The sequence below is a fragment of the Caulobacter sp. GW822-FHT07D08 genome (assembly GCF_058798735.1).
In genome coordinates this window covers 63,646-83,292 of record NZ_JBXAKU010000020.1, presented here as the reverse complement: position 1 = coordinate 83,292, position 19,647 = coordinate 63,646, and the positions used below count along the sequence as shown (strand labels likewise).

18 protein-coding genes are annotated in these 19,647 nt (G+C 68.0%); 12 read left to right on the top strand and 6 right to left on the bottom strand.

Annotated elements, in window-relative coordinates; all coding sequences use genetic code 11:
- Positions 1-68: 68 nt before the first annotated feature.
- Positions 69-488 carry a thermonuclease family protein gene (locus tag AC1RJ9_RS24610; protein ID WP_099578836.1) on the bottom strand — a complete coding sequence of 140 codons (420 nt, stop codon included), beginning with the start codon at positions 486-488 and terminating at the stop codon, positions 69-71.
- Positions 489-1,222: 734 nt separating this feature from the next.
- On the opposite strand from AC1RJ9_RS24610, the gene AC1RJ9_RS24605 reads away from it, so the two are divergent.
- Both AC1RJ9_RS24605 and AC1RJ9_RS24600 read left to right on the top strand, forming a co-directional pair.
- Complete coding sequence (locus AC1RJ9_RS24605) at positions 1,223-1,543, top strand: DUF736 domain-containing protein (RefSeq protein ID WP_492840641.1); 321 nt, start codon at positions 1,223-1,225, stop codon at positions 1,541-1,543.
- Positions 1,544-1,926: 383 nt separating this feature from the next.
- A complete protein-coding gene (locus AC1RJ9_RS24600; RefSeq protein WP_492840643.1) occupies positions 1,927-2,256 on the top strand; it encodes a DUF736 domain-containing protein in 330 nt (109 codons plus the stop codon).
- On the opposite strand, the gene AC1RJ9_RS24595 is transcribed toward AC1RJ9_RS24600, so the two are convergent.
- A complete protein-coding gene (locus AC1RJ9_RS24595) occupies positions 2,253-2,792 on the bottom strand; it encodes a helix-turn-helix domain-containing protein (RefSeq protein WP_492840645.1) in 540 nt (179 codons plus the stop codon). The two genes, AC1RJ9_RS24600 and AC1RJ9_RS24595, sit on opposite strands and share 4 nt — an antisense overlap.
- Positions 2,793-3,130: 338 nt before the next feature.
- On the opposite strand from AC1RJ9_RS24595, the gene AC1RJ9_RS24590 reads away from it, so the two are divergent.
- From AC1RJ9_RS24590 to AC1RJ9_RS24580, 3 genes are all read left to right on the top strand, one after another.
- Complete coding sequence (locus AC1RJ9_RS24590) at positions 3,131-3,715, top strand: GntR family transcriptional regulator (protein WP_492840647.1); 585 nt, start codon at positions 3,131-3,133, stop codon at positions 3,713-3,715.
- Positions 3,716-4,538: 823 nt separating this feature from the next.
- The gene (locus tag AC1RJ9_RS24585) at positions 4,539-5,186 is read left to right on the top strand and encodes a lasso peptide biosynthesis B2 protein (RefSeq protein WP_492840649.1); all 648 of its coding nucleotides are present in this window, start codon (positions 4,539-4,541) and stop codon (positions 5,184-5,186) included.
- A 1-nt stretch (position 5,187) separates the two neighbouring features.
- Positions 5,188-7,035 carry an asparagine synthase-related protein gene (locus AC1RJ9_RS24580; RefSeq protein ID WP_492840651.1) on the top strand — a complete coding sequence of 616 codons (1,848 nt, stop codon included), beginning with the start codon at positions 5,188-5,190 and terminating at the stop codon, positions 7,033-7,035.
- On the opposite strand, the gene AC1RJ9_RS24575 is transcribed toward AC1RJ9_RS24580, so the two are convergent.
- The 4 genes from AC1RJ9_RS24575 to AC1RJ9_RS24560 form a co-directional block, all read right to left on the bottom strand.
- Positions 6,957-9,368, bottom strand: a complete 2,412-nt coding sequence (locus AC1RJ9_RS24575; protein WP_492840653.1) for a prolyl oligopeptidase family serine peptidase — start codon at positions 9,366-9,368, stop codon at positions 6,957-6,959. The two genes, AC1RJ9_RS24580 and AC1RJ9_RS24575, sit on opposite strands and share 79 nt — an antisense overlap.
- A gap of 35 nt (positions 9,369-9,403) precedes the next feature.
- Entirely contained in the window at positions 9,404-12,451 is a 3,048-nt protein-coding gene (locus AC1RJ9_RS24570; protein ID WP_492840655.1) for a TonB-dependent receptor, read from the bottom strand.
- A gap of 115 nt (positions 12,452-12,566) precedes the next feature.
- Positions 12,567-13,556 (bottom strand): FecR family protein, encoded by a 990-nt coding sequence (locus tag AC1RJ9_RS24565; RefSeq protein WP_492840657.1) that lies wholly within the window; start codon positions 13,554-13,556, stop codon positions 12,567-12,569.
- Positions 13,553-14,074: an RNA polymerase sigma factor gene (locus tag AC1RJ9_RS24560; RefSeq protein ID WP_492840659.1), complete on the bottom strand. Its 522-nt coding sequence runs from the start codon at positions 14,072-14,074 to the stop codon at positions 13,553-13,555. The genes AC1RJ9_RS24565 and AC1RJ9_RS24560 overlap by 4 nt, the downstream gene beginning before the upstream one ends.
- Before the next feature lie 152 nt (positions 14,075-14,226).
- On the opposite strand from AC1RJ9_RS24560, the gene AC1RJ9_RS24555 reads away from it, so the two are divergent.
- The 7 genes from AC1RJ9_RS24555 (at position 14,227) to AC1RJ9_RS24525 (ending at position 19,645) form a co-directional block, all read left to right on the top strand.
- Positions 14,227-14,571 carry a helix-turn-helix domain-containing protein gene (locus tag AC1RJ9_RS24555; RefSeq protein WP_492840661.1) on the top strand — a complete coding sequence of 115 codons (345 nt, stop codon included), beginning with the start codon at positions 14,227-14,229 and terminating at the stop codon, positions 14,569-14,571.
- 167 nt (positions 14,572-14,738) lie between these two features.
- On the top strand, positions 14,739-15,491 hold the full coding sequence (locus AC1RJ9_RS24550) for a DUF2285 domain-containing protein (RefSeq protein ID WP_492840663.1): 753 nt from the start codon (positions 14,739-14,741) through the stop codon (positions 15,489-15,491).
- Between the two features lie 108 nt (positions 15,492-15,599).
- Entirely contained in the window at positions 15,600-15,902 is a 303-nt protein-coding gene (locus AC1RJ9_RS24545; RefSeq protein WP_492840665.1) for a helix-turn-helix transcriptional regulator, read from the top strand.
- Positions 15,899-16,357, top strand: coding sequence for a DUF2840 domain-containing protein (locus tag AC1RJ9_RS24540; protein WP_492840667.1), 459 nt, complete (start codon positions 15,899-15,901; stop codon positions 16,355-16,357). Before AC1RJ9_RS24545 ends, AC1RJ9_RS24540 begins: the two co-directional genes overlap by 4 nt.
- Positions 16,354-16,860 (top strand): S26 family signal peptidase, encoded by a 507-nt coding sequence (locus AC1RJ9_RS24535; RefSeq protein WP_492840669.1) that lies wholly within the window; start codon positions 16,354-16,356, stop codon positions 16,858-16,860. Before AC1RJ9_RS24540 ends, AC1RJ9_RS24535 begins: the two co-directional genes overlap by 4 nt.
- A gap of 7 nt (positions 16,861-16,867) precedes the next feature.
- Entirely contained in the window at positions 16,868-17,689 is an 822-nt protein-coding gene (locus tag AC1RJ9_RS24530) for a lytic transglycosylase domain-containing protein (protein WP_492840671.1), read from the top strand.
- 243 nt (positions 17,690-17,932) lie between these two features.
- Positions 17,933-19,645, top strand: a complete 1,713-nt coding sequence (locus tag AC1RJ9_RS24525) for a relaxase/mobilization nuclease domain-containing protein (RefSeq protein ID WP_492840673.1) — start codon at positions 17,933-17,935, stop codon at positions 19,643-19,645.
- Positions 19,646-19,647: the final 2 nt, after the last annotated feature.

The window sequence follows — 19,647 nt, the reverse complement described above, 5'->3', positions numbered from 1 at the left end:
TTGTTTCGGGGTGGTTCTGCTCTTTGGGCCCCCCCGCGTTTCTGTGTCTGAGCGCGCGCCATCGTGGCTTATCGCGCGCGGCGGGCCGGGGCGCCGGGCGCCCAGAACCCGCGCCCGGCGGCGCGGGCCTCGTCCTGCGCGGCGGCGTAAGCGCCCTTGCTGTAGGCGCGCCATTCGGTGGTCAGTCCCGAGCGGATCATCGCGGCGTTGATGTCGGGGCTGGCGCTGGACCAGCAGCGGGCCACCGAACGCCCATAACGGTCCTGGGCCACCACCCGGCAGCCGACCCGGCCGCGCGTTAGCTTCGCCAGGAGGTCACGGGCTTCATAGGCCAAGGGCTCGGCCGCCGCCGATCCCCGTCGCACTTCCGGCGCATCGACCCCAAACAGCCGGATGCGGTCTTGGCCACAGCGCAAGGTGTCGCCGTCGTGGACGGTGGGCGCGGTGCAGGCGATCACGGCGCCGGCGAGGAGGGCAAGGGCGGTCATGGCGGCCCTATAGACCGGTTCGCCACGACCTCCACCCTAAGGCCCGGCGCCATGGCGTCGGAAGATGCGCGCGCCGCGCCCGCCCCGCCGGATCGGCGGACGGGCTGGCCGCCTTAGTCCGCCGTGTGGCCGTTGCTGCGCGACCGGACCAGGGTGTGGACACTGTCGATCACCACCAGGGCGGCGTTGATCGCGGCGCCGAACGACGGAGCGCCCAGGGCGGGCCGACAGATCGTCGTATTGTCCTTTGCTGACCCCTTCCAGGCCGCGCTGGGTCGGCGTTGATGGCCGCGACCTGGCAGTCGGGGCTCTAGTCGCTGGACTTGTCGATGACCGGGCGGGCCTGGACCCTTGAGCTAGAGGCCAGGGCGCGGACGACGCCCGTGCAAGAGCCGTCAGTGTTCGGATGAACGGCGCCGCCGGCGGCCATGGTGGTCTCTCCAGCAGATCTGAGCCGGGCGCGTCGACCGCGTCCTCTTCTGGCCTGATCTGACCGGGGACCGGTCCATCCCCGCAACCTTGGTCTTGGACTTTCTTCCCCTGGGGCGAGCGCCCCATTCCTCGCGAGACAAGAAACTTCAACGCCTACGGTCCTCCGCCAAGGCTCCGGGAGCGCGCCCCCAAGACCAAGAGCGGGGGCAGGGCGCGCCCTGCGGGGCGGACTAAGGCCCCGGTCCAGCGATCGCCATCGAGGCCGCGATCGGCGCGGCCCGGTTCAGATCGGAGAGACCACCATGGCTACCATCGGCACCTTCACCCTCAATGCTGACGGCTCGTACACGGGCGCCATCCACACCCTGGCCATCAATCTCAAGAAGGTTCAGTTCCGCCCGGTCGCCGACAAGTCCAGCGACAAGAGCCCCGACTATCGGGTCACGGCCGGCAACGCCGACCTGGGCGCGGCCTGGAAGAAGGTCAGCAAGGATAACAACGACTACCTGTCGGTCCGCCTGGACGACCCGTCGTTCGGCGCCGCGATCAACGCCGCCCTGGTGGTGATCGAGGACGTCCACACCCTGGTCTGGTCGCGCAGCAACGGCCACAAGGAGGACTAAGGCGGCCAGCCCGCCCCGCCGATCCGGCGGGGCGGGCGCGGCGCGCGCCTTCAATCTTGGGATGGCGGCGGCGGTCCGGGACAAGTCCGACCCGCCGTTTCCACGCCAGGGCCTGTCTTTGTACGACGGCCCGTCCGGACGTCTTGAGACCCCGGTTTTTGCGGATCAGAACGGTGGGGCGGGTCACGCGAGGACGCTTCCAACCGCCCGCCCAGGCGTCCATTTCGCACCCGCGCCGTCGTCGCGCGCTCGTCCCCCCGGCGCGCGGCGAGGCGGCGGCTCGACCGACCAGCTCAACTCCCCCCAGCTGGTCCTCGAGCCGCCGCCAGACGGGCCAACCGGCGCCCCCTCTGGGCGGGTCCTTAAGCCGCAAGGATGTTTCCATGACCACCATCGGCCACTTCCGTCGCGAGGGCGACGGCTTCACCGGGCGTATCGCCACCCTGGCCCTCGATGTCACCGTCACCCTGACCCCGGCCGAGAAGTTCTCGCCCAAGGCGCCTGACTTCATCGCCCAGGTTCGCGATCAGGACTGCGGCGCGGCCTGGCGGGTCAGCGACGCCAGCGGCGCGGTGCTCAGCCTCAAGCTCGACGATCCCACCTGGCCCGAACCGATCAGCGGCCGGATCATGGCCGCCGAGGACGGGGTCCTGCCGCTCGTGTGGTTCCGGCGCGCCGATCCGCCGCCGGCCGCCGCGCCGCCGCCAGGCTAGCGCGCGCCCTCGTCCGGGCCGTCATCGTCCTCGTCGGGATCGGCGGCCTCTTCATCGTCGCCGTCGTCGTTGTAGATGTCGGCCCAGGCCTTCTCCAGGAAGCTCTCGGCGCTGGCGGCGTGGCGGATCAGATGATCATCGATCTCCTCGGTCATCCGCCGCATGCCCGACAGCACCAGGCGCGGCGGCACGACGTTGAGGCGTGGTCCAACCTTGGTCAGCAGCTCAAAGAAGGCGATCCAGAACGTCATCGGCAGCTTACTGTCGAGCGTATAGAGCGCCACCTCCGGCCGCTTGAAGAACAGGGCCAGCTGCAGGGCCACCGGATCCGAACGCGTCGCGCGGGCGAACAATCGAAGCTTGCGCAGGTCAAGCGCGCCGCCGCCGGCCTCGAAGTCCTGATAGGTCCGCAGGGGCATATGCATGCTGTCGGCGACTTCCTGCTGGGACATCCGCCGCTCCTTGCGGACCAGTTTCAGGATCCGCTTGAGTAGGCGCGCCTGGCGGGCCAACGGCGTCGACGGCGAGCCTGACATGCCTTACTCCACACCACTGAACAACTCTAGATCGGTATTAGTCCTCCACTGCCGGCTGAGTGCAATTGTCGATTGACTGTCAGCCTTCAGACCATATTGGCGGCGCGCCGCGCGGGCCAAAATTGCTGCGCTTTCGCGCGCGTGAGATAAGCCCTTGCGGGCTTTTACGCAGCGATCGCCGATGTCATCGGCAAACGCCCGCGTGGTCCGCGGCCGATCGTTGCGCCTCGACCCGTCTAGACATCGATCGTGGCCTGGAATGCGCCCTTTCGACAGGCGCGGGGTCGACGCGATCTCGCGCCCCCGACACCCTTGCTGCCTTTGCGAGGAGCCACTGGTTGGGCCGGGACCGTGATCCGTTCGAGCGTACGATTAAGGCCTTGCGCCAGCGTCTGGTCACGGCTGGTCCGCTGCAGGGCGCGCCCTTGCTGATCAATTTGCTCGCTGACGAACTTGGGGTTAGCCAGACACCGGTCAGAGAGGCCCTGGCCTGGCTCGCGGGGGAGAACATGGTCGGCCGCACGCGCAGTGGGTATGTCGCCGCCACCTACGATGCGGAAGACTTGGCCGACACCTATCAATTGGCTTTGCTGCTGGTCTTGGCCGCCTATCGCCGCCGACCCGCCTCGCGCGTTCTTGGAGACGACGTCGACGCCGGCAAAGTGCTTGCCGACATCGTCGATCAGGGCGGAAGTCGGCCGCTCAGCCGGGCCTTCGCCCGCGTCTTGACGGAGCTCGCGCCGCTTGGCGCCGACGAGGCGGCGGTTTGCGGTGATAGCGCCGGAGCGGGGGCCCGGCTGGTCGTGGCGCTCGGCGAAGGCGCACCAACATTCGTCCATGCGGTGCGGCGTCACTATGCTCGGCGCATCGAACGGAGCGGGGAGATCCTCGCCCATGGGCTTCTCCGCTCCCCGCGAATATAGCGTTGAATATACTCAACTAAAGGCGCCCGATGGTGACACCGCAACACGCGGTGACAACGCCAAAAGGAGGCGACCATGACCACCACCATCCGCCTGATCCGTCTCGGGCAAGCCAAGCACCTGACCCAGGGCGGCGGCCTGCCGATCGTGCCCGAGGAGTTCAACCCCGCCCAGCGCTACACCGGCAGCTGACCCGGGGTCGGCGCGGGGCGCCGGAGACGTCCCGCGCCGCCTTTCGACCAGGCCTCGACAGCGTCGTTTGGCCGGGCGTCTCAACCTCGAAGCGGAAGGAGCACGCCATGACCGTGCGATTTCATTTGATTTGCCTGGGACGGGCTTGCGCCCTGACCCAGGCCGGCGGCGGCATGCTGGTGCCGGAGGACTTCGGTCCCGTGCGCTGGATGTAAAAGGCCAGCCGCGGGCCGCTGACGAGGGCGGCTCGCGGTCCGGCCTTGACAGGCCGGGGCCAGCCCGCTGATCCGCTGTTGCGGGGCGCCGTTCCCGAAGACATGACGCATTCGGCGACAAGCCTTGCCGCGGCTGGCTCAGCGCCGGCTCAAATATAGGTTTGAATATAGGTGATCGGCTTGGCCTGATTTGATCGCCGCGACCGGCGCGGCGCTTCAATCAGGAGAACCGTCTATGGCGTTTCAGTTCGCCCTGACCCGCTTGGGCAAGGCCTCGGCCCTCACCCAGTCCGCGGGGGGAACGCTCTTTCTCGAAGACAACATGATCTTCAAATACGACCCGATCTGACCCCACTCGGGCCGCCGCGGGGGCGTGCGGCGGCCATTGTCGATCCTCCAAATTTCAGAGGTCCGCGATGCAGCTTCGTCTCGGCGAGGACATTCACGGCGTCATGATCGACGGCGACGCTGTCTTTCTCGACGTCAAGGCCGACGCCTATTTCTGTCTGCCTCAGATTGGCCCGGTCCTGACGATCGAGGGCTCTGTCCTGTCGACGTCGGAACGCGCCCTGGCGGATGGCCTGTGTGACGCGGGTCTGGCCACGGCAGAGGCGATCGCGCCGCTCCGGCCAAGTCCGCCAGCGACCCCGCTTCGGACAGCCCGCGCCCTGATCGGCCAAGCGGGTCAGGCGACCGCCCAGCCGAGTTGGCGGCACTGGCAAGCCCTGGGCAGGGCCGCCGTGGTCGCCGCGCGAGGGCGGCGGCGCCCCTTCGACCGGCTGCTGCCCGATCGCGTCGTCGGTGCGGCCGCGCCCGATGCCCGACTGTTGGGAGATCTGACGATCTTTCGGCGGTTGGCGCCATGGCTGCCGCTAGACGGGCTCTGCCTCTATCGCAGCCATCTGCTGAGAACCTATCTGGTGGCGCTCGGCCATTCGGTCGACTGGATGTTTGGGGTGCGCACCTGGCCGTTCCGCGCGCACTGCTGGCTCCAGGCCGGCGACGTCGCACTTGACGACGAAGCCGAACGCGTCAGCGCCTATCACCCGATCATGGCGCGCTAGGATGTCTTACCTCGTCCTCGTCCATGAGCCGGGCCAGCCTGGGCAACTGTTCGACGCGATGGTCGCCGACCTGCAAGCACGGGGCTGGCGTCTTGAGATGAAGGCGTTCGCCCTCGCGGTGCTGACTCAGGGCGCGGCGGCGCCGATAATGGCCCTGGGCGCGGCCCAGGGCGTTGGCGGTGTCCTCGTCGGACAGGTGTTTGCGCGGGCCAGGCCCGGCGCGGGTCCCCTGGCGCAGGCCGATCTCGCCAGTCTGGTCGAACACGATCCTCAGGACGCTTGCGGTTGGTTGATCGAGAAGGCCTGGGGCGGTTACGTCGCCGTGTTGGCGCGCGATCGTCGCGAGCCGCCGACCGTGTTGCGTGACCCGACCGGGGCGATCGAGGCCTTCGTATGGAGCCGCGGCGGCGTGACGGCGATCGGTTCGACCATCCCCGAAGGCCTGGCCGCGCCGCCGGATCTGGCCCTGGACTGGGACCGGATCGGCGACATTCTCGCCGACCCGGCCAGGAGCGGCGGGGCCTTGCCGCTCACCGGGCTCCTCGCGGTAGACCCTGGCGCCTGTCGCTCAGGGCCGGGCGGTCGGCTTCAGCAGGTCCTCTGGTCGCCGGCCCGGTTCGCGCATCGCAAAAGCCAGGAGGTTTGGGCCAGCCGCGCGGAGCTGCGTGCCTGCGTCGACGGCGTCGTCGCGGCCTTGGCCGCCGATACGGGCAAGATTGTTTGCGAGATCTCCGGCGGACTGGACTCGGCGATCGTGGCCACCAGCCTCGCCGCCGTGGGACGCCCCGCCGACCAAGCCATCAACTTCTTTCGCGACCAAGCCGAGGCCGATGAGCGCGCCTATGCGACAGCGGCGGCCGAGCGCGCCGGCGCGCCGTTGCAAATGGTTCGTCGCACGCCCTTCGCCCTGACCGCCTCGACCTTCGATCTGAGCGCCAGCTCCGTAAGGCCCAACTTCAACGCCCTGGATCCTGGCTATGACCAGGCCTTGAGCGACGCGCTGGCGAGCGCGCAGGCCGACGTTCTCTTCACGGGCCATGGCGGCGACGTGGTCTTCCTGCAGGTCGGCGCGGCCAGCCTTGCCGCGGATCTGTTGGCGGGGGCGCCCTGCGAAGGCGCGCGCCTGAGACGCCTCGCCGAGGTCGCCCGCCGGACCCGGCGCTCAGTCTGGAGCCTCGCCGCCGAGGCGTTGCGCCAACGACCAGGCCGCTTTTCGCCCGAGGCGATGGTTTCGCCGTCCGGGATCGTCAAGCGCGCCGCGTCCCACGCCCAGCACCCTTGGATCGTCGAAGGCGCGGCGGCCGCGGCGGGCAAGCAGGCTCAAGTCGCCGGCCTGGTCATGAGCCTGACCTTGAATGGCGCGACGCGCCGCGCCGAGCGCGCGCGCCTGGCCCATCCGTTGCTCAGCCAGCCAGTGATCGAGCTCTGTCTGGGCATACCCGCCACGGTGCTGAGCGCGGGCGAGACCGAGCGCAGCTATGCGCGCGAAGCCTTCGCTGATCGCCTGCCGGCGTCGATCGTCGAAAGGCGTTCCAAGGGCGACATCAGCGTGTTCCTGGGACGCAGCCTGGCCGCCAGCCTCCAATTCCTGCGACCATTTCTCCTCGAGGGGCGAGTGGCGGCCGAAGGGCTCGTCGATACTCAGCGCCTGGACGCGGCGCTGAGCGTCGAGGCCATGGTCTGGAAGGACGCCACGGTCGAGATCCTGGCCGCCGCGACCCTGGAGGCCTGGATCGGCCACTGGGAGGGGAGGATCGCAGCGGCCCACCATCAGGGCGCAGAGGGGGCGCCGTCGACGGTCTCGGGTCCACCGAAGGCCTCCTCCAGGAAGGCGAAGGCTCGGCGATAAAGGTCGCGCGTGTTCTCGGGACTGATCGGCACGTGTTGTTCGCCGCGATAGACCACGAGCTGGGCGTCCTTGCCGTCCCGCGCCAAGGCCGAGAACATGCCTTGGGCCATGATGACCCCGAAATCGAGGTCGCCGAAGAACATCAGCACCGGCGCGGTGATCTTGCCGGCCTGGTAGCGGGGACTATTGGCGCGGTAGAGGTCGGGCGCATCCTCCGGCTTGGCGCCCATCCGGCCTTGGCCAGCCTCGGTATAGGCCGCGAAGCCGCCGAGCGTCAGGTGCGCTTCGGGCGCGGCCAAGGCGCCGAGCCGGCCGGTGTCATGCATCCATCCCAAGTCGGTGATCGGCGCCGATGCGATCACGGCCTTGAAGCGTGATGACTCCGCCCCCGCGAGCAAGGCGCCATAGCCGCCATAGCTGTGACCCCAGACGGCAAGCTTGGTCGCCGATAGCCCAGCCTGCTGCTGGCGCGCCGCGTCCACGGCCAGGAGCATGCCTTCGGCCAGCCGCGGCGCCGGCGGCTCGTCCATCGCCAGCGGCAGGCTGGGCGCAAGCACGGCGTAGCCCTTGGCGACCATGAGCTGGATACAGGTGTCAAAGCAGGCCGCGCCCGGCGCGTCGCTTGCCGGCGCGGCGTCGTAGCGATTGCCAGGATAGGGGACGACGACCAGGCCGCGATCATCGGACGCCGAGTGGCCGGCGGGCAGGTACAGCCACGAGGTCAACGGCTCGCCATGGATGCCCGTGTGCGGGACGGCAATGGCCTGGGCGAAGCGCACGCTGGCCAAGTCCTGGTTGATGGTGGTGACGGGAACAGGGGAGCTTCCGCGGCGCAGGACGATGAGGCGTGTGACGCCCTGGGCGTCCCTGGCCGTCGCCGCCACCGCCCCCGAGCGGGGCGAGAACGCCAGAACCTGCAGGGCCGGATCGACGGGCGCGGCGGGGACCGTCGCGCCATCGACCGCGAAGACACGGGTCTTGCTTCCGCGCGGGTCGAGCAGGGCCGACGGCCTGGTTCCGACAAGCGTCTGCCCGGGTGTCAGGCGCGCGTCCGGACCCGCGAAAAGTCTGGGCTCGCCAGCGCCGCCAAGGCGGAAGGCTCCCCTTGCCGTACGGACCACGAGCGCGTCGCCGCTGGCCGCCGCGGCCAGCCCCAGCGGCTTGTCCAGGCGCGCCGTGAGGTTGCGCGGCGTCGCGCCCAGCGTCCACCAGTCCACGCGCGCGTCGCCGGACCGGCGCGCCAGGCCGGCCGGTTCGCCGCCGACCCAGGCCGCCTGGCCCCGCGGTTGCACCATGAGGTCGCGCGAGTCCTCATTGACGAGGAAGTCCGGGGCGAGCCGTTCGGCCGCTCCGGGGGGAGAGAACCGCCAGTAGCCATACGGGCTGGCATATCGGTCGCCGTCCCGGGCGGCAGCGACCAGGGCCTTGCTGTCGCTGGACCAGGCCCAGCTCCTGGCCAGCACGTCGCAGCGCGGGCAGGGGATGGTCCGTGCGCCGGTTTTCAGATCGATGAAGCTCAGCCGCCGCCACCGCGCCAATTGCCCGCCCAGCGCTTGGGGGGTGCTCGCGTCGGGTTGGGTGAGGCGATCCTCCTCGAGCATCGCGGCGCTGGCGCCATCGGGCGACAGCAACATGTCGGAGAAGGCGCCCTTGGCCAGCGGTCTCACCGCGCCGTTGACCGCGTCGAAGGCGACAAGCGAGAGGGCCTGCGGGGCCGGCGTCAGATCCCGATAGCGGCCGCTCCCCAGCACAACGCCCGAATAGCGTCCTCGGCCCTGATCGCGCCACGCCGCCGAAAGTCGCGCCTGGGTCTGCCATCCCGCGCCCAGCAACAGCGAGGCGACCTCGGGTGGCTTGTCGATCACGATGACCTCATGGTCGTTTCGCCAACGCGCGGCGGCGGACCAGAACTCAGCCTCGACCGTCAGCCCTGACCACCGGATGTCTCCGGTCGACAGGGTGACGACGCCCATTTCCCGCCGGTGGTCCTTCAAGCGGAACACCAGCACCCGCGCGCCGTCAGGCGAGAACGCCCCAAAGGTATCGCCCCCTTGCGGATCGGTGCGCAGGAGCGGCCGCGCCGGTCCGGACGCAATCACGTCCACGACCAGGAGGCGGCTGAGCGTCTGTCCGTGCAGCCACTCGTGGTCAAAGTTGGGGGCGTCCTTGAAGGGGCCTTGGCGCTCGACCACCAACCATCGCCCGTCCGGGGAGAACGCGACGCGGCCAAGGTCTTCGAGGGACACGAGGTCCTCGACGGTGAAGGGGCGCTCGGCGCGGGCGGGCGAGACGCCCAGCGCGCAGGCGAACGCCAGCGCTGCGAAAGTTCGCATCACGGATCTCCGGGATTTCAGGAAAAGGCGGGGGCCTACCAGGCCTTGGTCAGCTGCAGGGCGATGACGCGTCCGGACGGATCGTAGTTGGCCGGGTCGTAGCCGACCCCGACCGGCGAGTCATAGAAGGGCGGGTCGCTGTCGAAGAGGTTCTGGACCGTCAGGGCGACCACCAGCCCATTGGCGAAGCCGCTCCGGGCCTTCGCCGCATACTGGAGCTGAAGGTCCGCCGTGGTCTGGGACGGAATGCGGGGGCCCGCGACGGTGTGGAGGTCGCCCAAGTGGTTCAAGCTTCCGGTGAGGCTGTAGGGGCCATGCGACCATGTGGCCGACAGGCGCGCGCGCAGGTCGGCGGGGTATTCGGCCATACCGGCCAGTTCGACCCCTTCGGCGGCGGCCGTGATTTTGCGCTTGTAGGACAGCATCCAGGAGAGGTTGCCCGTCAGCACGAGCGGGTCGCCGTTGACGCGCAAGCCGTAGGTCCCCGAAACGTCGAGCCCACGAACAAAAAAGTCGCCGGTGTTGACGTAGCGTGCGTCGGCGATCGCCAGATAGGCTTCCGGCGCATAGAGGCCCGCGACCGAGGACGACGCCTGCTTCAGGAGGTCCTTGACCAGGGCCAGGTCGGCCGGGTTCGTCGTCGGGCTGATGAATTGACGGAAGGGCGCGAGGTCCGGCGCGGTCAGGACGGTGGAGAGGTTGTTGATCGCCGGCTGACCGATCCTGCCCTTGAAGGTCGTGTTCCAGAGCGTCGCGTTCAGGCGAATGTCCGGATGGGCCGCGGGCGCGTATTCCAGACCCGTCGTCCAGGACTTGGCGGTCTCGGGCTGGAGATCGGGATTGCCGCCATAGCGCAGCAGGGTCAGGATCGTGCTCGCCCCGACGCTGATATTGACGGGCGTGACGCGCTGGGCGTCGGTGAGTTCGCCCAGGGACGGCGCGCGGAACGACTCCCCATAGGTGGCTTTCAGGTTCCAGTCCTGGATCGGCGACCAGACGAGCCCAAGCTTGGGCACGGTGCTGGTGGCGCCGCCTTCGTAGTGCTCCCGGCGAATGGCCAGGGACAGGTCGAGGCGCTCCAAGCCCGTTCGCCGATTGTCCGCGCCAAACAATGGCGCGCGGGCCTCGGCGAAGAGCGCGCCGACCGTGCGCTCGCCATAGCGCGAGAAGTTGGCGACGGGCGTGACCCCGGAGGTCGCCGACAAGCCGATTGTCTTGAGGTGTTCCTCGCGCAGCTGGGCCCCAACCGCCAGGCGCACCGGCCCGGCCGGCAGGCGGAAGAGCGCGCCGTCGGCCGTCACGCTGGCGGTGTCCAGACGGCCGATCGTGCGCCGCGTCTCCCAGCCGGAGGTCACGAAGTCGAGGATCGCCTGCTTGTTGCGGCCCGTGCCGATGAACGGATTGAAGTATCCGTCGCGCGCGGCGTTGTAGGCGGTCTGCGGATTGTCGGGGGTATTGCCCAGCGCCTCATTGAGGAAGGCCGAGTTGAGCATCGTCGTCGAGCGGCTAACGCCAAGCTCTTCGGCGTGCTGGACATAGGCGTCCAGTCGCCAGTCGCCGGGCAGGCGCACCTTGGCTCCAAGCGACAGACCGCGGCTTTGCACGCTGCCGGCGCTTTTCAGGCCGGTGGTCTCATTGAGGAATGAATAGGCGACGTAGTTCGAAGACGCGCCGTTCGGGGAGACGAAGTAGGGGTTGTTGCGGCCCACCACCAGCGTCGTCTGTGGCGCGACGGAATAGTCCGTGTAGCGTCGATCGCTATAGCGCGCATCGGCGTTCAGGGTGACGCGCGAGCCGAGCTCCTGGGTCGCGGCGACATAGAGACTCCCGCGCTCCTGGGTCGGCAACAGGGTCATCGACTTTCGCCAATTGGCCAGATTGCGCTGGCCGGGCAAGAAGTCGGTCGGCTTGAGGGTCGTGCCGTCCTGACCCGCCGGCACGGCGTATGTCGGCACGAGCGAGAAGGTCCCGGGGTCGACGCCGAGAATTGTGGCCGGCTGGCTGTAGTAGAGCCGATGGTCCGTGCCGCCGAGGGGCCGCAGGTCCGCGTCCGCCGTGTAGTCGCGGCGAGACGCCATCATCATGTCTCGCCTTTGATACTCCCCGCTGACCAGGATCGAGCCGCTGGTCCAGCCGTGTCCGAAGGTCTGGGCCAATTGCCGCTGACCAAGGTCGCCGCGCGTCGAGCCGCCAATCCGCGCTCGCGTCTCCGCACCCTCGTAGCGCTCGCGCATCACCACATTGACGACACCGCCGACGGCGTCCGACCCATAGAGCGCCGAAGCGCCGTCGAGCAGCACCTCGATCCGCGCCACCGCCGCCAACGGGATTGACGAGATGTCGGCGAAGTCGCCCATCAGGCCGGCGCCGGCCATGCGGCGGCCGTTGATCAACACCAAGGTCGCGTCGGCGCCCAGGCCGCGCAGGTTGACCGCCGTGGCGCGGTTGCCGTTGGTCGTGGTCGGGTCCGAAGCGGTGGTGCTGGTGTCGTCGCTGGTCGTGCCGCCGAAGGCTTGCGGGACCGCCGACAAGGCGTCGGCGACTGTGGCGTAGCCGGCGCGATCGATCTCGGCCCGGTCCAGAACCACCACCGGCGAGGGACCGTCCTTGGTTCCCCGCAGGTGCGTCCCGACCACGATTTCCGAAAGCTCGGTGACCGTTTCGCTCGCGTCGACCGGCCGGATCTGTGTAAGCGGAACCGCGGTCGGTGGGGTTGCCTGACGCCCATTGGCGGAGGCGGGAGGCGGCGTCGTCGAGACGGGCAGGCGGCTCGCGCGCAGCACGAGCACGCCCCGGCTCGCCGTCTGGGCCTCGACGCCCGTTCCCGCGAGGAGCTGGTCGAGGGCTTGCTTGGCGCTGAACCGTCCCTCGATCGCGGCGGCGCGTTTGCCGGCGACCAGGTCGCGGGAGAACAGGATCCGCACTTGCGTCTGCGTCGCTAGGCTAAGGATCGCCGCGTCCAGCGGCCCCGCGCTGATCCGAACTGAAGCCGGCGCTTCCGCCGGATCGGCCGCCCAGGCCGGCGAGGCCAACATCACCGTCATCGCGACGCCGCCCATCAGCAGCTCTTGGAACCGTCCCATCTCATCCCCCAGGCTGGCGGGCGCCGTCTTGGCGAGGCGCTCTTGCCGTCAGCAGTGAGGGGGGGACGCAAGACAAAGGGGGCTCGGGTAGTTCGCTCGTGAAAAAATTATGACGTCATGTCGGCGCGCCCCGCGCGCTCAGTTCTATGGCTCCGTCGGCGCGCTTTTGCGCCTTAAGGCCGTAGAGCAGCGACGCGGCCGAGATGAACTCCTGGGTGTCGCCGGCGCGGAAGGCGCCGTTAATGACCAACGCGCGCGGCGCGGACGCATCCAGCAGGATCTGGGTCTTGCTGTAGCGATTAAGCTCATCGACCGCCTCGGCCAGGGTCACGTTGTGGAAGGTGAGGGTGCCGGTGCGCCAACTGGTCAGCGCCTCAACGTCGACGGCGACCGGACGCGGCGAGGCGGACGGGCGCAAGACGAGACCTTGGCCTGGCGCGAGGGTCCAGCCGTCCTTTCCGGCCAGAGCGTCGGTGACGGCGACGCGGCCCTTGGCCAGGACGATACGCACTTCCGCTCCGGCCCGCCGAACGTCGAACTGCGTGCCAAGGGCGCGCACCTTCGCCGGTCCGGCGGCCACGACAAAAGGCCGCGCCGCATCGTGGGCGACATCGAAATAGGCCTGTCCGCGCACGAGGTCGACGCGGCGTTGGCCGCGCGTGAAACGGATGCGCAGCGCGCTGTTGGTGTTGAGACGGACCTGGGTGCCGTCGTCGAGGCGTAGACTCGTGATTTCACCGACGCGCGTGCTGTAGGCGTCGCCCGCGAAGTGTTCGCGAACGAGGACGGCGCCGGTGACCACGCCAGCAAACACCAGGCCCGCGCCCCAAATGCGCCAGTCGGCGGCGCGCCTGGCCTTCGATTTCTCCGGTGGACGGGCGAGCGCTTCCTTCGCGGCGGCGCGCATGACGGGGTCATCGCGCAGGCTGCGCACCGCGCGGCTGACGTCCTCGATGCGGTTGTAGGCCTCGAGGTTGGCCGGATCGCGGCTCCATCGCTGAAACTCAACCAACTCCCGGGTCTCGATCGGCGTGCGGCTGAGACGCGCGAACCAGTCGGCGGCTTGGAGTTCGCGCTGATCGGTTTCCTGCGTCTTCGTGGTCATGACGGCGCGTTCGAGCCCTTCAACGCTTTCGACGTCAAGGCCAGGGCTTGGCGCATGCGGTGATGGACTGTCGTCACAGGGATCTTCCTGAGCGTCGCGACATCGGCATAGGACAAGCCTTCGATGTGGGTCAGAATGAAAACATCGCGCAACTTATCCGGCAGGGCTAGCACGATCTGTCGTACGTTGAGCGCGGCCTCCTGTGATGCGCTGTCGGCAGCCTCCCGGATGGCTTGTTCCGACTCTTCCGAGCCAGCTTCACGCCGTCGGCTTCGATACCAGTCGCGCGCGAGATTGTCGGCGATCTCCATCAGAAACGCCTTGGGATGACGAATCTTTCCGGCGACCTCGTACGGCGCCGCGCGCAGATAGGTGTCCTGGGCGAGATCGTCGGCGAGCACGGCGCCATAGCGCCGCGTGAGTTTCTCGCGCAGCCAGCGGTCATGCCGCCGACAGAGTCGTTCGAGCGCCGCGTTGACGTCCGCCAAGCGGGGCGTGGGGGGGAGCGAGCCGTCCACGGGATGTTCCAACCAGAGATTGGCCCACAGAATCTCGCAGAACATGAGATGTGTGAAGTCGTTAAATGGCGAATTACGATGTGATGCGTCCTCAGTATGTCGTGTCGGTCGCCTGACATTCCCAAGCTTCGTCAGTTTGGGATGCGTGGTTCATGTCGACGTTGCGCCGTCAAATTGGAGCGATGGTAAGGCACCACCGCGAGATGGCGGGGCTTACGCAAGCCGAGCTCGGCGACAAGATTGGCAAGGCACTGGAGTCGATTGGGCGTATCGAGCGCGGCGAGATTACACCGAGTCTCAAGACGCTTGAGGGGCTGGCCCAAGCTCTAAAAGTGGATGTTCGCGACTTCTTCGGCGCCGGAGAGTTTGCGGTGAGGGATCGAAAGGGTGATCCCTTGGCCAAGATCCTCGACAGACTCTCTGGCTTGGATCTCGACGACCTAGACTGGATCGACAGGACGATCGCACAGGTGTTGAGCAGAAAGTCGCGGAAGTAGTCTGCGCAAATTGGCGCAGTGATCTGGCTTTGGCCGCGCGACGATCACCGGAATGGCCCGCAGATCGCCGTGGGCATTTCCGCAACTGCCAATTTTCGTGAGGCTAAGCGAGAGCAAAGCAATAGTCACGCTGTGCGCCTCGGCAGCGCTTCTGGCGCCATGCCTTCATGGCCGCGCTCGCGTCTCCGTCGGGATCGGGACGGCCGCCCGGCGGCGATGCCGATGGCGGCTGGCGCGCGCATGCGACCTTGGATGTCCCGGGGTTCGCTTGGGAATTTTTGCGGCGAAATCCCCTTTACCGAAGCGAGTTTGCCAGCGCCTTGGCCAGTGGGGCGCGGGCCGTGGATGCGCGGTGGGGACTTAGATTTCCGGTCGATCCGGAGGTGAGGGCATCCGAAGCCGACGTTTTTTGGCGATCGGAAGTCGCGCCGGGCATCGTTGTCCCCCTCGCGCCAGATGAAGCTTCTGGCCGCTCGGTCGTCCTGAACCTGCCGCCCGGCCGCGTGCGCGCCGCCGAGGACGGGTTGCATATCCGGTTGGCGGCTGGCCTCCAGGTTTTGCTGCGCGGCCTTGATCACGTCAGTGGGCCTGTTGTCGTCATGTTGGCCTATGACGCGCATTTCGGGCTTCGCGTGCGCGCGGCAGAAGCGCTGGATCGCGCCACGCGGGGACGCCCACCGCTCAAATCCCGACTGACAACGGCGCAACGCGCGCGGCTTGCGCGCTGCCTCGCGGCGCTGGATGGCCGTCTGCGTGGCGATAGCTATCGCGCTATCGCCGCGGCGCTGTTCGGCGAAAAGGCGGTCGGCGACGAAGCGTGGCGCACGGCGTCCCTGCGCGCCTCGACCATTCGCTTGGTCCAAACGGGGAGGGCGCTGATGGAGGGGGGCTACCTCAAGCTTCTCGGCGGCGGGCTCTAGGGGTGACGAAAACAGGGGGGCCTGAGTTCGTCATCCCCCCAAGCCTCTCCAGTCCGCCAGCCTATCCGAACGACGCCGGCCATATCCGAGCGTCGCCGAGGATACGCCATGACCCATCCCGGCGGTTCACCCCCGCAACGCCATCTCCGAACGCCTGAAGCCGCGCGCTTCCTGGGCCTTTCAGATCGCACGCTGGAGAAGCATCGATCGTACGGAACGGGTCCCATCTACCGCAAGATTGGCGGCCGAGTGGTGTACACAATCGAGGATCTACAGGCCTGGTCCGAGCGCGGCGCGCGCACCTCCACCACCGACCCCAACGCCCAGTTCGTGCCGCCGGCCAAGCGTCACGCCGCCGTCGGGACGCCGTTTTTGACGACGCCCCCGCGGCCGAAGGGCGGCGCGCGATGACCACTCAAGTCGAACTTCTCTGGCTGGAGGGGCAAATCGAGCGTTGGATCCGCTTTGGTCGCGCGGCCGCGGAGCGCATCGTCGATCGTCGCCGACGTATCTTGGAATTCAGGCCAGGCGCGATCTTCGCCTTGGTCCGTTGGCGATCGGGCGAGTACGGCACGGTCGAGTCCCGCATCGCGATCTTGCGGGCCGTGGATAAGGGCGAGACGTTCACCACCTATCCCTTCGTCGCGCCGGGCGCCGAGATCCTGCTCAGTCTCAGTGGGTGGACGAGGGTTCAGGCTGTCCTCGATGCGATCGATCGTGTTGAGGGCCTGGGCCTTCGACCCGAGGATGTGGCGCCCGATCACTGGCGTCATGTCGGCGCGCGAATTGGCGTGGGTCTGCCCCCCCGCCGCTACGATCGTACCCGTCATCGCGCCTGGATCCTGCGTCGGAGGTTGGGCCGATGACGCGGCGTCCCAAGCGCCTTCTACTGATCGGCGGCGCGGCCTGCCTGCTCATGGCGGCGGTAGGGTTCGTCCCGCCGACCAAGCGGCTCATCTTCAATCCCACGGCCAGCGCGCCGATCGGCTTCTACTGGCTGGTCGGCGCAGAACCAAAAGTCGGGGAACTGGCGCTTGTTCGTCCGCCGCCGCGCTTGGCGCGATGGATGGCGATCCGCGGCTACGTCCCGCTCAATGTGCCGCTGATCAAGCACGTGGCGGCGGTCGGGGGGCAGTTGGTCTGTGGCCGCGACGGGACGGTCTTCATCGACGGTCGCGCGGTCGCCAAGACCTTGAGGCAGGACCTGGTTGGCCGCCCACTTGCGCCTTTCGCCGCCTGTCATCGTTTGGGGGTGGGCGAGGTCTTCCTGCTCAATCCGGACGCGCCGCGAAGCCTGGACGGACGCTATTTCGGGCCACTTCCTCGCCAATGCGTCATCGGCCGGCTCCGGCCGCTGTGGACCTGGTAGCGCTGAGATGCCGCTTCTTGGTCTCCTTTCATTGTTCGGCCGTCTTGACCGACCTTTCCTCGTCCCGGCCAAGACCACGTCGGCGGCCGCGCGCAGCCGCGGTCAAGGGCGGCCACACGGCCGGCGCGCCACGCGCGCTTCCCTTGACGGCGGCGAGCACGGCTGCACGCTTTCATGCGCCGGAACGACGTCAAGGAAGCCGCGCGCCTGGCGCGCGACCGCATGCTCTTTTGCGCTGGGGGTCGGGTTCGCCCTGACGCCCGCCGTGTTCGCTTTGGCGGAAGATCGGCCCAGGAATGTTGGCGGGCTGGTGGCGGCGATCGACGAGGCGTCGCTTCGGTTTGGCGTTCCTGTAGCGTGGATCGAGGCGGTGATCGCGGTCGAGAGCGGCGGCGAGCGCAACGCCGTCTCGATCAAGGGCGCCATGGGTTTGATGCAGCTTATGCCGGCGACCTGGCGTCAGCTACGCGCTGATCTCGGGCTAGGCGTTGATCCCTTCGATCGCCGCGACAACGTCTTGGCCGGGGTGGCGTATTTGCGCGAACTCTATGATCGCTTTGGCCGCCAAGGCTTCCTCGCCGCCTACAACGCCGGGCCGACGCGCTACCAGGCCTATCTCGCGGGCGCCAAGCGATTGCCGCCAGAAACCGTCGCCTACGTCGCGCGTATTGAGGCCCGGTTGGCCGATCGAGGGACTGCGTCCTGGACGGTTCGCCAGGTGAGGCCTGGTGATTGGCGAGCGGCTGGCCTGTTCGTCGAGCGTGCTGGCGCCGATCGCAAAGGACCCGAGGGGGCGACGGCAATGATCTTCCTGGATGACGCGGACTAGGAGCGTAGGCCATGAGCGCCGTGCAGCATTTGGTCCTTGGAAAGCGGTCGGGAGAAGAGCGGGGGAGGGCTGAACACTGGGCGGGGGGAGATGGCGAGATAAAAGGACCGGGACCTTTCAGGTCCATGTCCTTGGTGTTGTTGGTGATTTTTCGGGACCTGGGACAGCGCGTAGGTCCCGGACTTCAGAGAATTCTGAGGTTTTTCATAGGCTTATCCGGGGCCTGCGGCCGGAACGGTCGCTATGTCTGACGATCAGGAGTTTTTCCTGCGTCTCGGCCGTATCGGCGATCGGGGCGCCGCGAATGCCGCGCGAGCCCGAGGATTTGTCCGCGAGGTGCTGGCCGGCGCTCGAAAGAGCGGACTCGGCGCCGTCGACCTGAAGGGGCGAGGACGCTTCCGCAAGTCAGGACGTGGCCGAGATGCGGGCCTTCGATCCCGCCTGGCCGGGCGCCGGGTGATCATCAAGACCCGGATCGTCAGGCACGCGGGAGCCCGATACCGTGCGGCGCCGCTGTCGGACCATCTGCGCTATCTGCGACGGGAAGGCGTCACCAAGGACGGGACGCCGGCAGAGATGTTCGATCGCGACGGAGCGGCCGACCACGACGCTTTTGCGAACCGGTGTGAAGGCGACCGGCACCACTTCCGATTCATTGTTTCTCCGGAGGACGCCGCGGCGCTCGACGATCTGCGGACGACCACGCGCGAGCTGTTGGCGCAGGCCGAGAAGGACCTGGGCACGCGACTGGATTGGGTCGCCGTCGATCACTGGAACACCGAGCACCCGCACGTTCACGTCCTTGTTCGCGGCGTTGACGATCAGGGGCGCGATCTGGTCATCGACCGCGAGTACATCGGCCAAGGGATGCGGCAGCGGGCAGAGGCGCTTGTGGCGCTGGAGCTGGGGCCTAGAACGACGGCCGAACTGGCTGCCAGTCTAGATCGCGAAGTCGAGGCCGAGCGCTGGACAAGTCTTGATCGCAATCTGCGCGAGCGCATGGGACCGGACGGACTTGTCGATCTGCGTCCTTCTTCCCAGCACGAACACCAGATCCCGCCGCGACTGATCGGGCGCGCCCGGTTTCTCGAGAAGCTGGGTCTGGCGGAGGGCGCTGATGGGCAGTGGCGCCTGGCCGATGACCTGGAGGCGCGCCTCCGCGCCCTTGGCGAACGCGGCGATATCATCAAGACCCTGCACCGAACCTGGCGGGGCGAACGCGATCCCGCCGACATGCGGATCCATGGCGATGATCTGGAGGCGCCGCTCATCGGGCGCCTGGCCGATCGAGGCCTCCACGACGAACTCAATGGGCAAGCCTATGTCGTCGTCGACGGTGTGGATGGGCGACTGCACCACGTTCGACTGCGGGATCTTGGCGCAGCGGGCGATACGCCGGTTGGAGGCCTCGTCGAACTCAGACGCTGGACGGCGGAGGATGGCAGGCGCGGACTGGAGCTGGTGCATCGCGCCGACCTGACGATCGAGCGGCAAGTCACCGCCACCGGTGCGACCTGGTTGGATCGACAGCTCGTCGTCAAGGATCCGGCGGCGCTGGCCTCTCACGGCTTTGGCCACGAAGTCCGCGAGGCCCTCGAAGCGCGGCGCGCGCACCTACAGCGTCTGGGAATGGCGGATAGGGCAGGGCGTCTTCGGCCGGGACTGCTCGCCGCGCTCCGGGCGCAGGAGCTAGCCCGCGTCTCCGACAACATCGTCGCGGCCGGTCAGGCGTCCTCCGATCCTGCGAAGCCAGGCGACTTTGTGCAGGGCGTCTATCAGCGACGGGTGGATCTAGCGTCTGGCCGGTTCGCCATGATCGACGATGGCCTTGGCTTCCAGCTGGTGCCCTGGACAAAGGCTTTGGACGACCGCCTCGGGCAGGAGGTGAAAGGGACGATGGCCCCGGGCGGAGGGGTCGATTGGGCGCTCGGACGCAAGCGGGGGAGAGGGATTTAACA

Excerpts from the sequence above, each read along its gene's own strand:
- AC1RJ9_RS24580 (WP_492840651.1), top strand. The coding sequence starts at position 5,188 with ATGTCTTACCTCGTCCTCGTCCATGAGCCGGGCCAGCCTGGGCAACTG.
- AC1RJ9_RS24605 (WP_492840641.1), top strand. The coding sequence starts at position 1,223 with ATGGCTACCATCGGCACCTTCACCCTCAATGCTGACGGCTCGTACACG.
- AC1RJ9_RS24565 (WP_492840657.1), bottom strand. The coding sequence starts at position 13,556 with ATGACCACGAAGACGCAGGAAACCGATCAGCGCGAACTCCAAGCCGCC.
- AC1RJ9_RS24595 (WP_492840645.1), bottom strand. The coding sequence starts at position 2,792 with ATGTCAGGCTCGCCGTCGACGCCGTTGGCCCGCCAGGCGCGCCTACTC.
- AC1RJ9_RS24530 (WP_492840671.1), top strand. The coding sequence starts at position 16,868 with ATGCCGCTTCTTGGTCTCCTTTCATTGTTCGGCCGTCTTGACCGACCT.
- AC1RJ9_RS24570 (WP_492840655.1), bottom strand. The coding sequence starts at position 12,451 with ATGGGACGGTTCCAAGAGCTGCTGATGGGCGGCGTCGCGATGACGGTG.
- AC1RJ9_RS24525 (WP_492840673.1), top strand. The coding sequence starts at position 17,933 with ATGTCTGACGATCAGGAGTTTTTCCTGCGTCTCGGCCGTATCGGCGAT.
- AC1RJ9_RS24540 (WP_492840667.1), top strand. The coding sequence starts at position 15,899 with ATGACCACTCAAGTCGAACTTCTCTGGCTGGAGGGGCAAATCGAGCGT.
- AC1RJ9_RS24585 (WP_492840649.1), top strand. The coding sequence starts at position 4,539 with ATGCAGCTTCGTCTCGGCGAGGACATTCACGGCGTCATGATCGACGGC.
- AC1RJ9_RS24545 (WP_492840665.1), top strand. The coding sequence starts at position 15,600 with ATGACCCATCCCGGCGGTTCACCCCCGCAACGCCATCTCCGAACGCCT.
- AC1RJ9_RS24555 (WP_492840661.1), top strand. The coding sequence starts at position 14,227 with ATGTCGACGTTGCGCCGTCAAATTGGAGCGATGGTAAGGCACCACCGC.
- AC1RJ9_RS24600 (WP_492840643.1), top strand. The coding sequence starts at position 1,927 with ATGACCACCATCGGCCACTTCCGTCGCGAGGGCGACGGCTTCACCGGG.
- AC1RJ9_RS24575 (WP_492840653.1), bottom strand. The coding sequence starts at position 9,368 with ATGCGAACTTTCGCAGCGCTGGCGTTCGCCTGCGCGCTGGGCGTCTCG.
- AC1RJ9_RS24535 (WP_492840669.1), top strand. The coding sequence starts at position 16,354 with ATGACGCGGCGTCCCAAGCGCCTTCTACTGATCGGCGGCGCGGCCTGC.
- AC1RJ9_RS24610 (WP_099578836.1), bottom strand. The coding sequence starts at position 488 with ATGACCGCCCTTGCCCTCCTCGCCGGCGCCGTGATCGCCTGCACCGCG.
- AC1RJ9_RS24550 (WP_492840663.1), top strand. The coding sequence starts at position 14,739 with ATGGCCGCGCTCGCGTCTCCGTCGGGATCGGGACGGCCGCCCGGCGGC.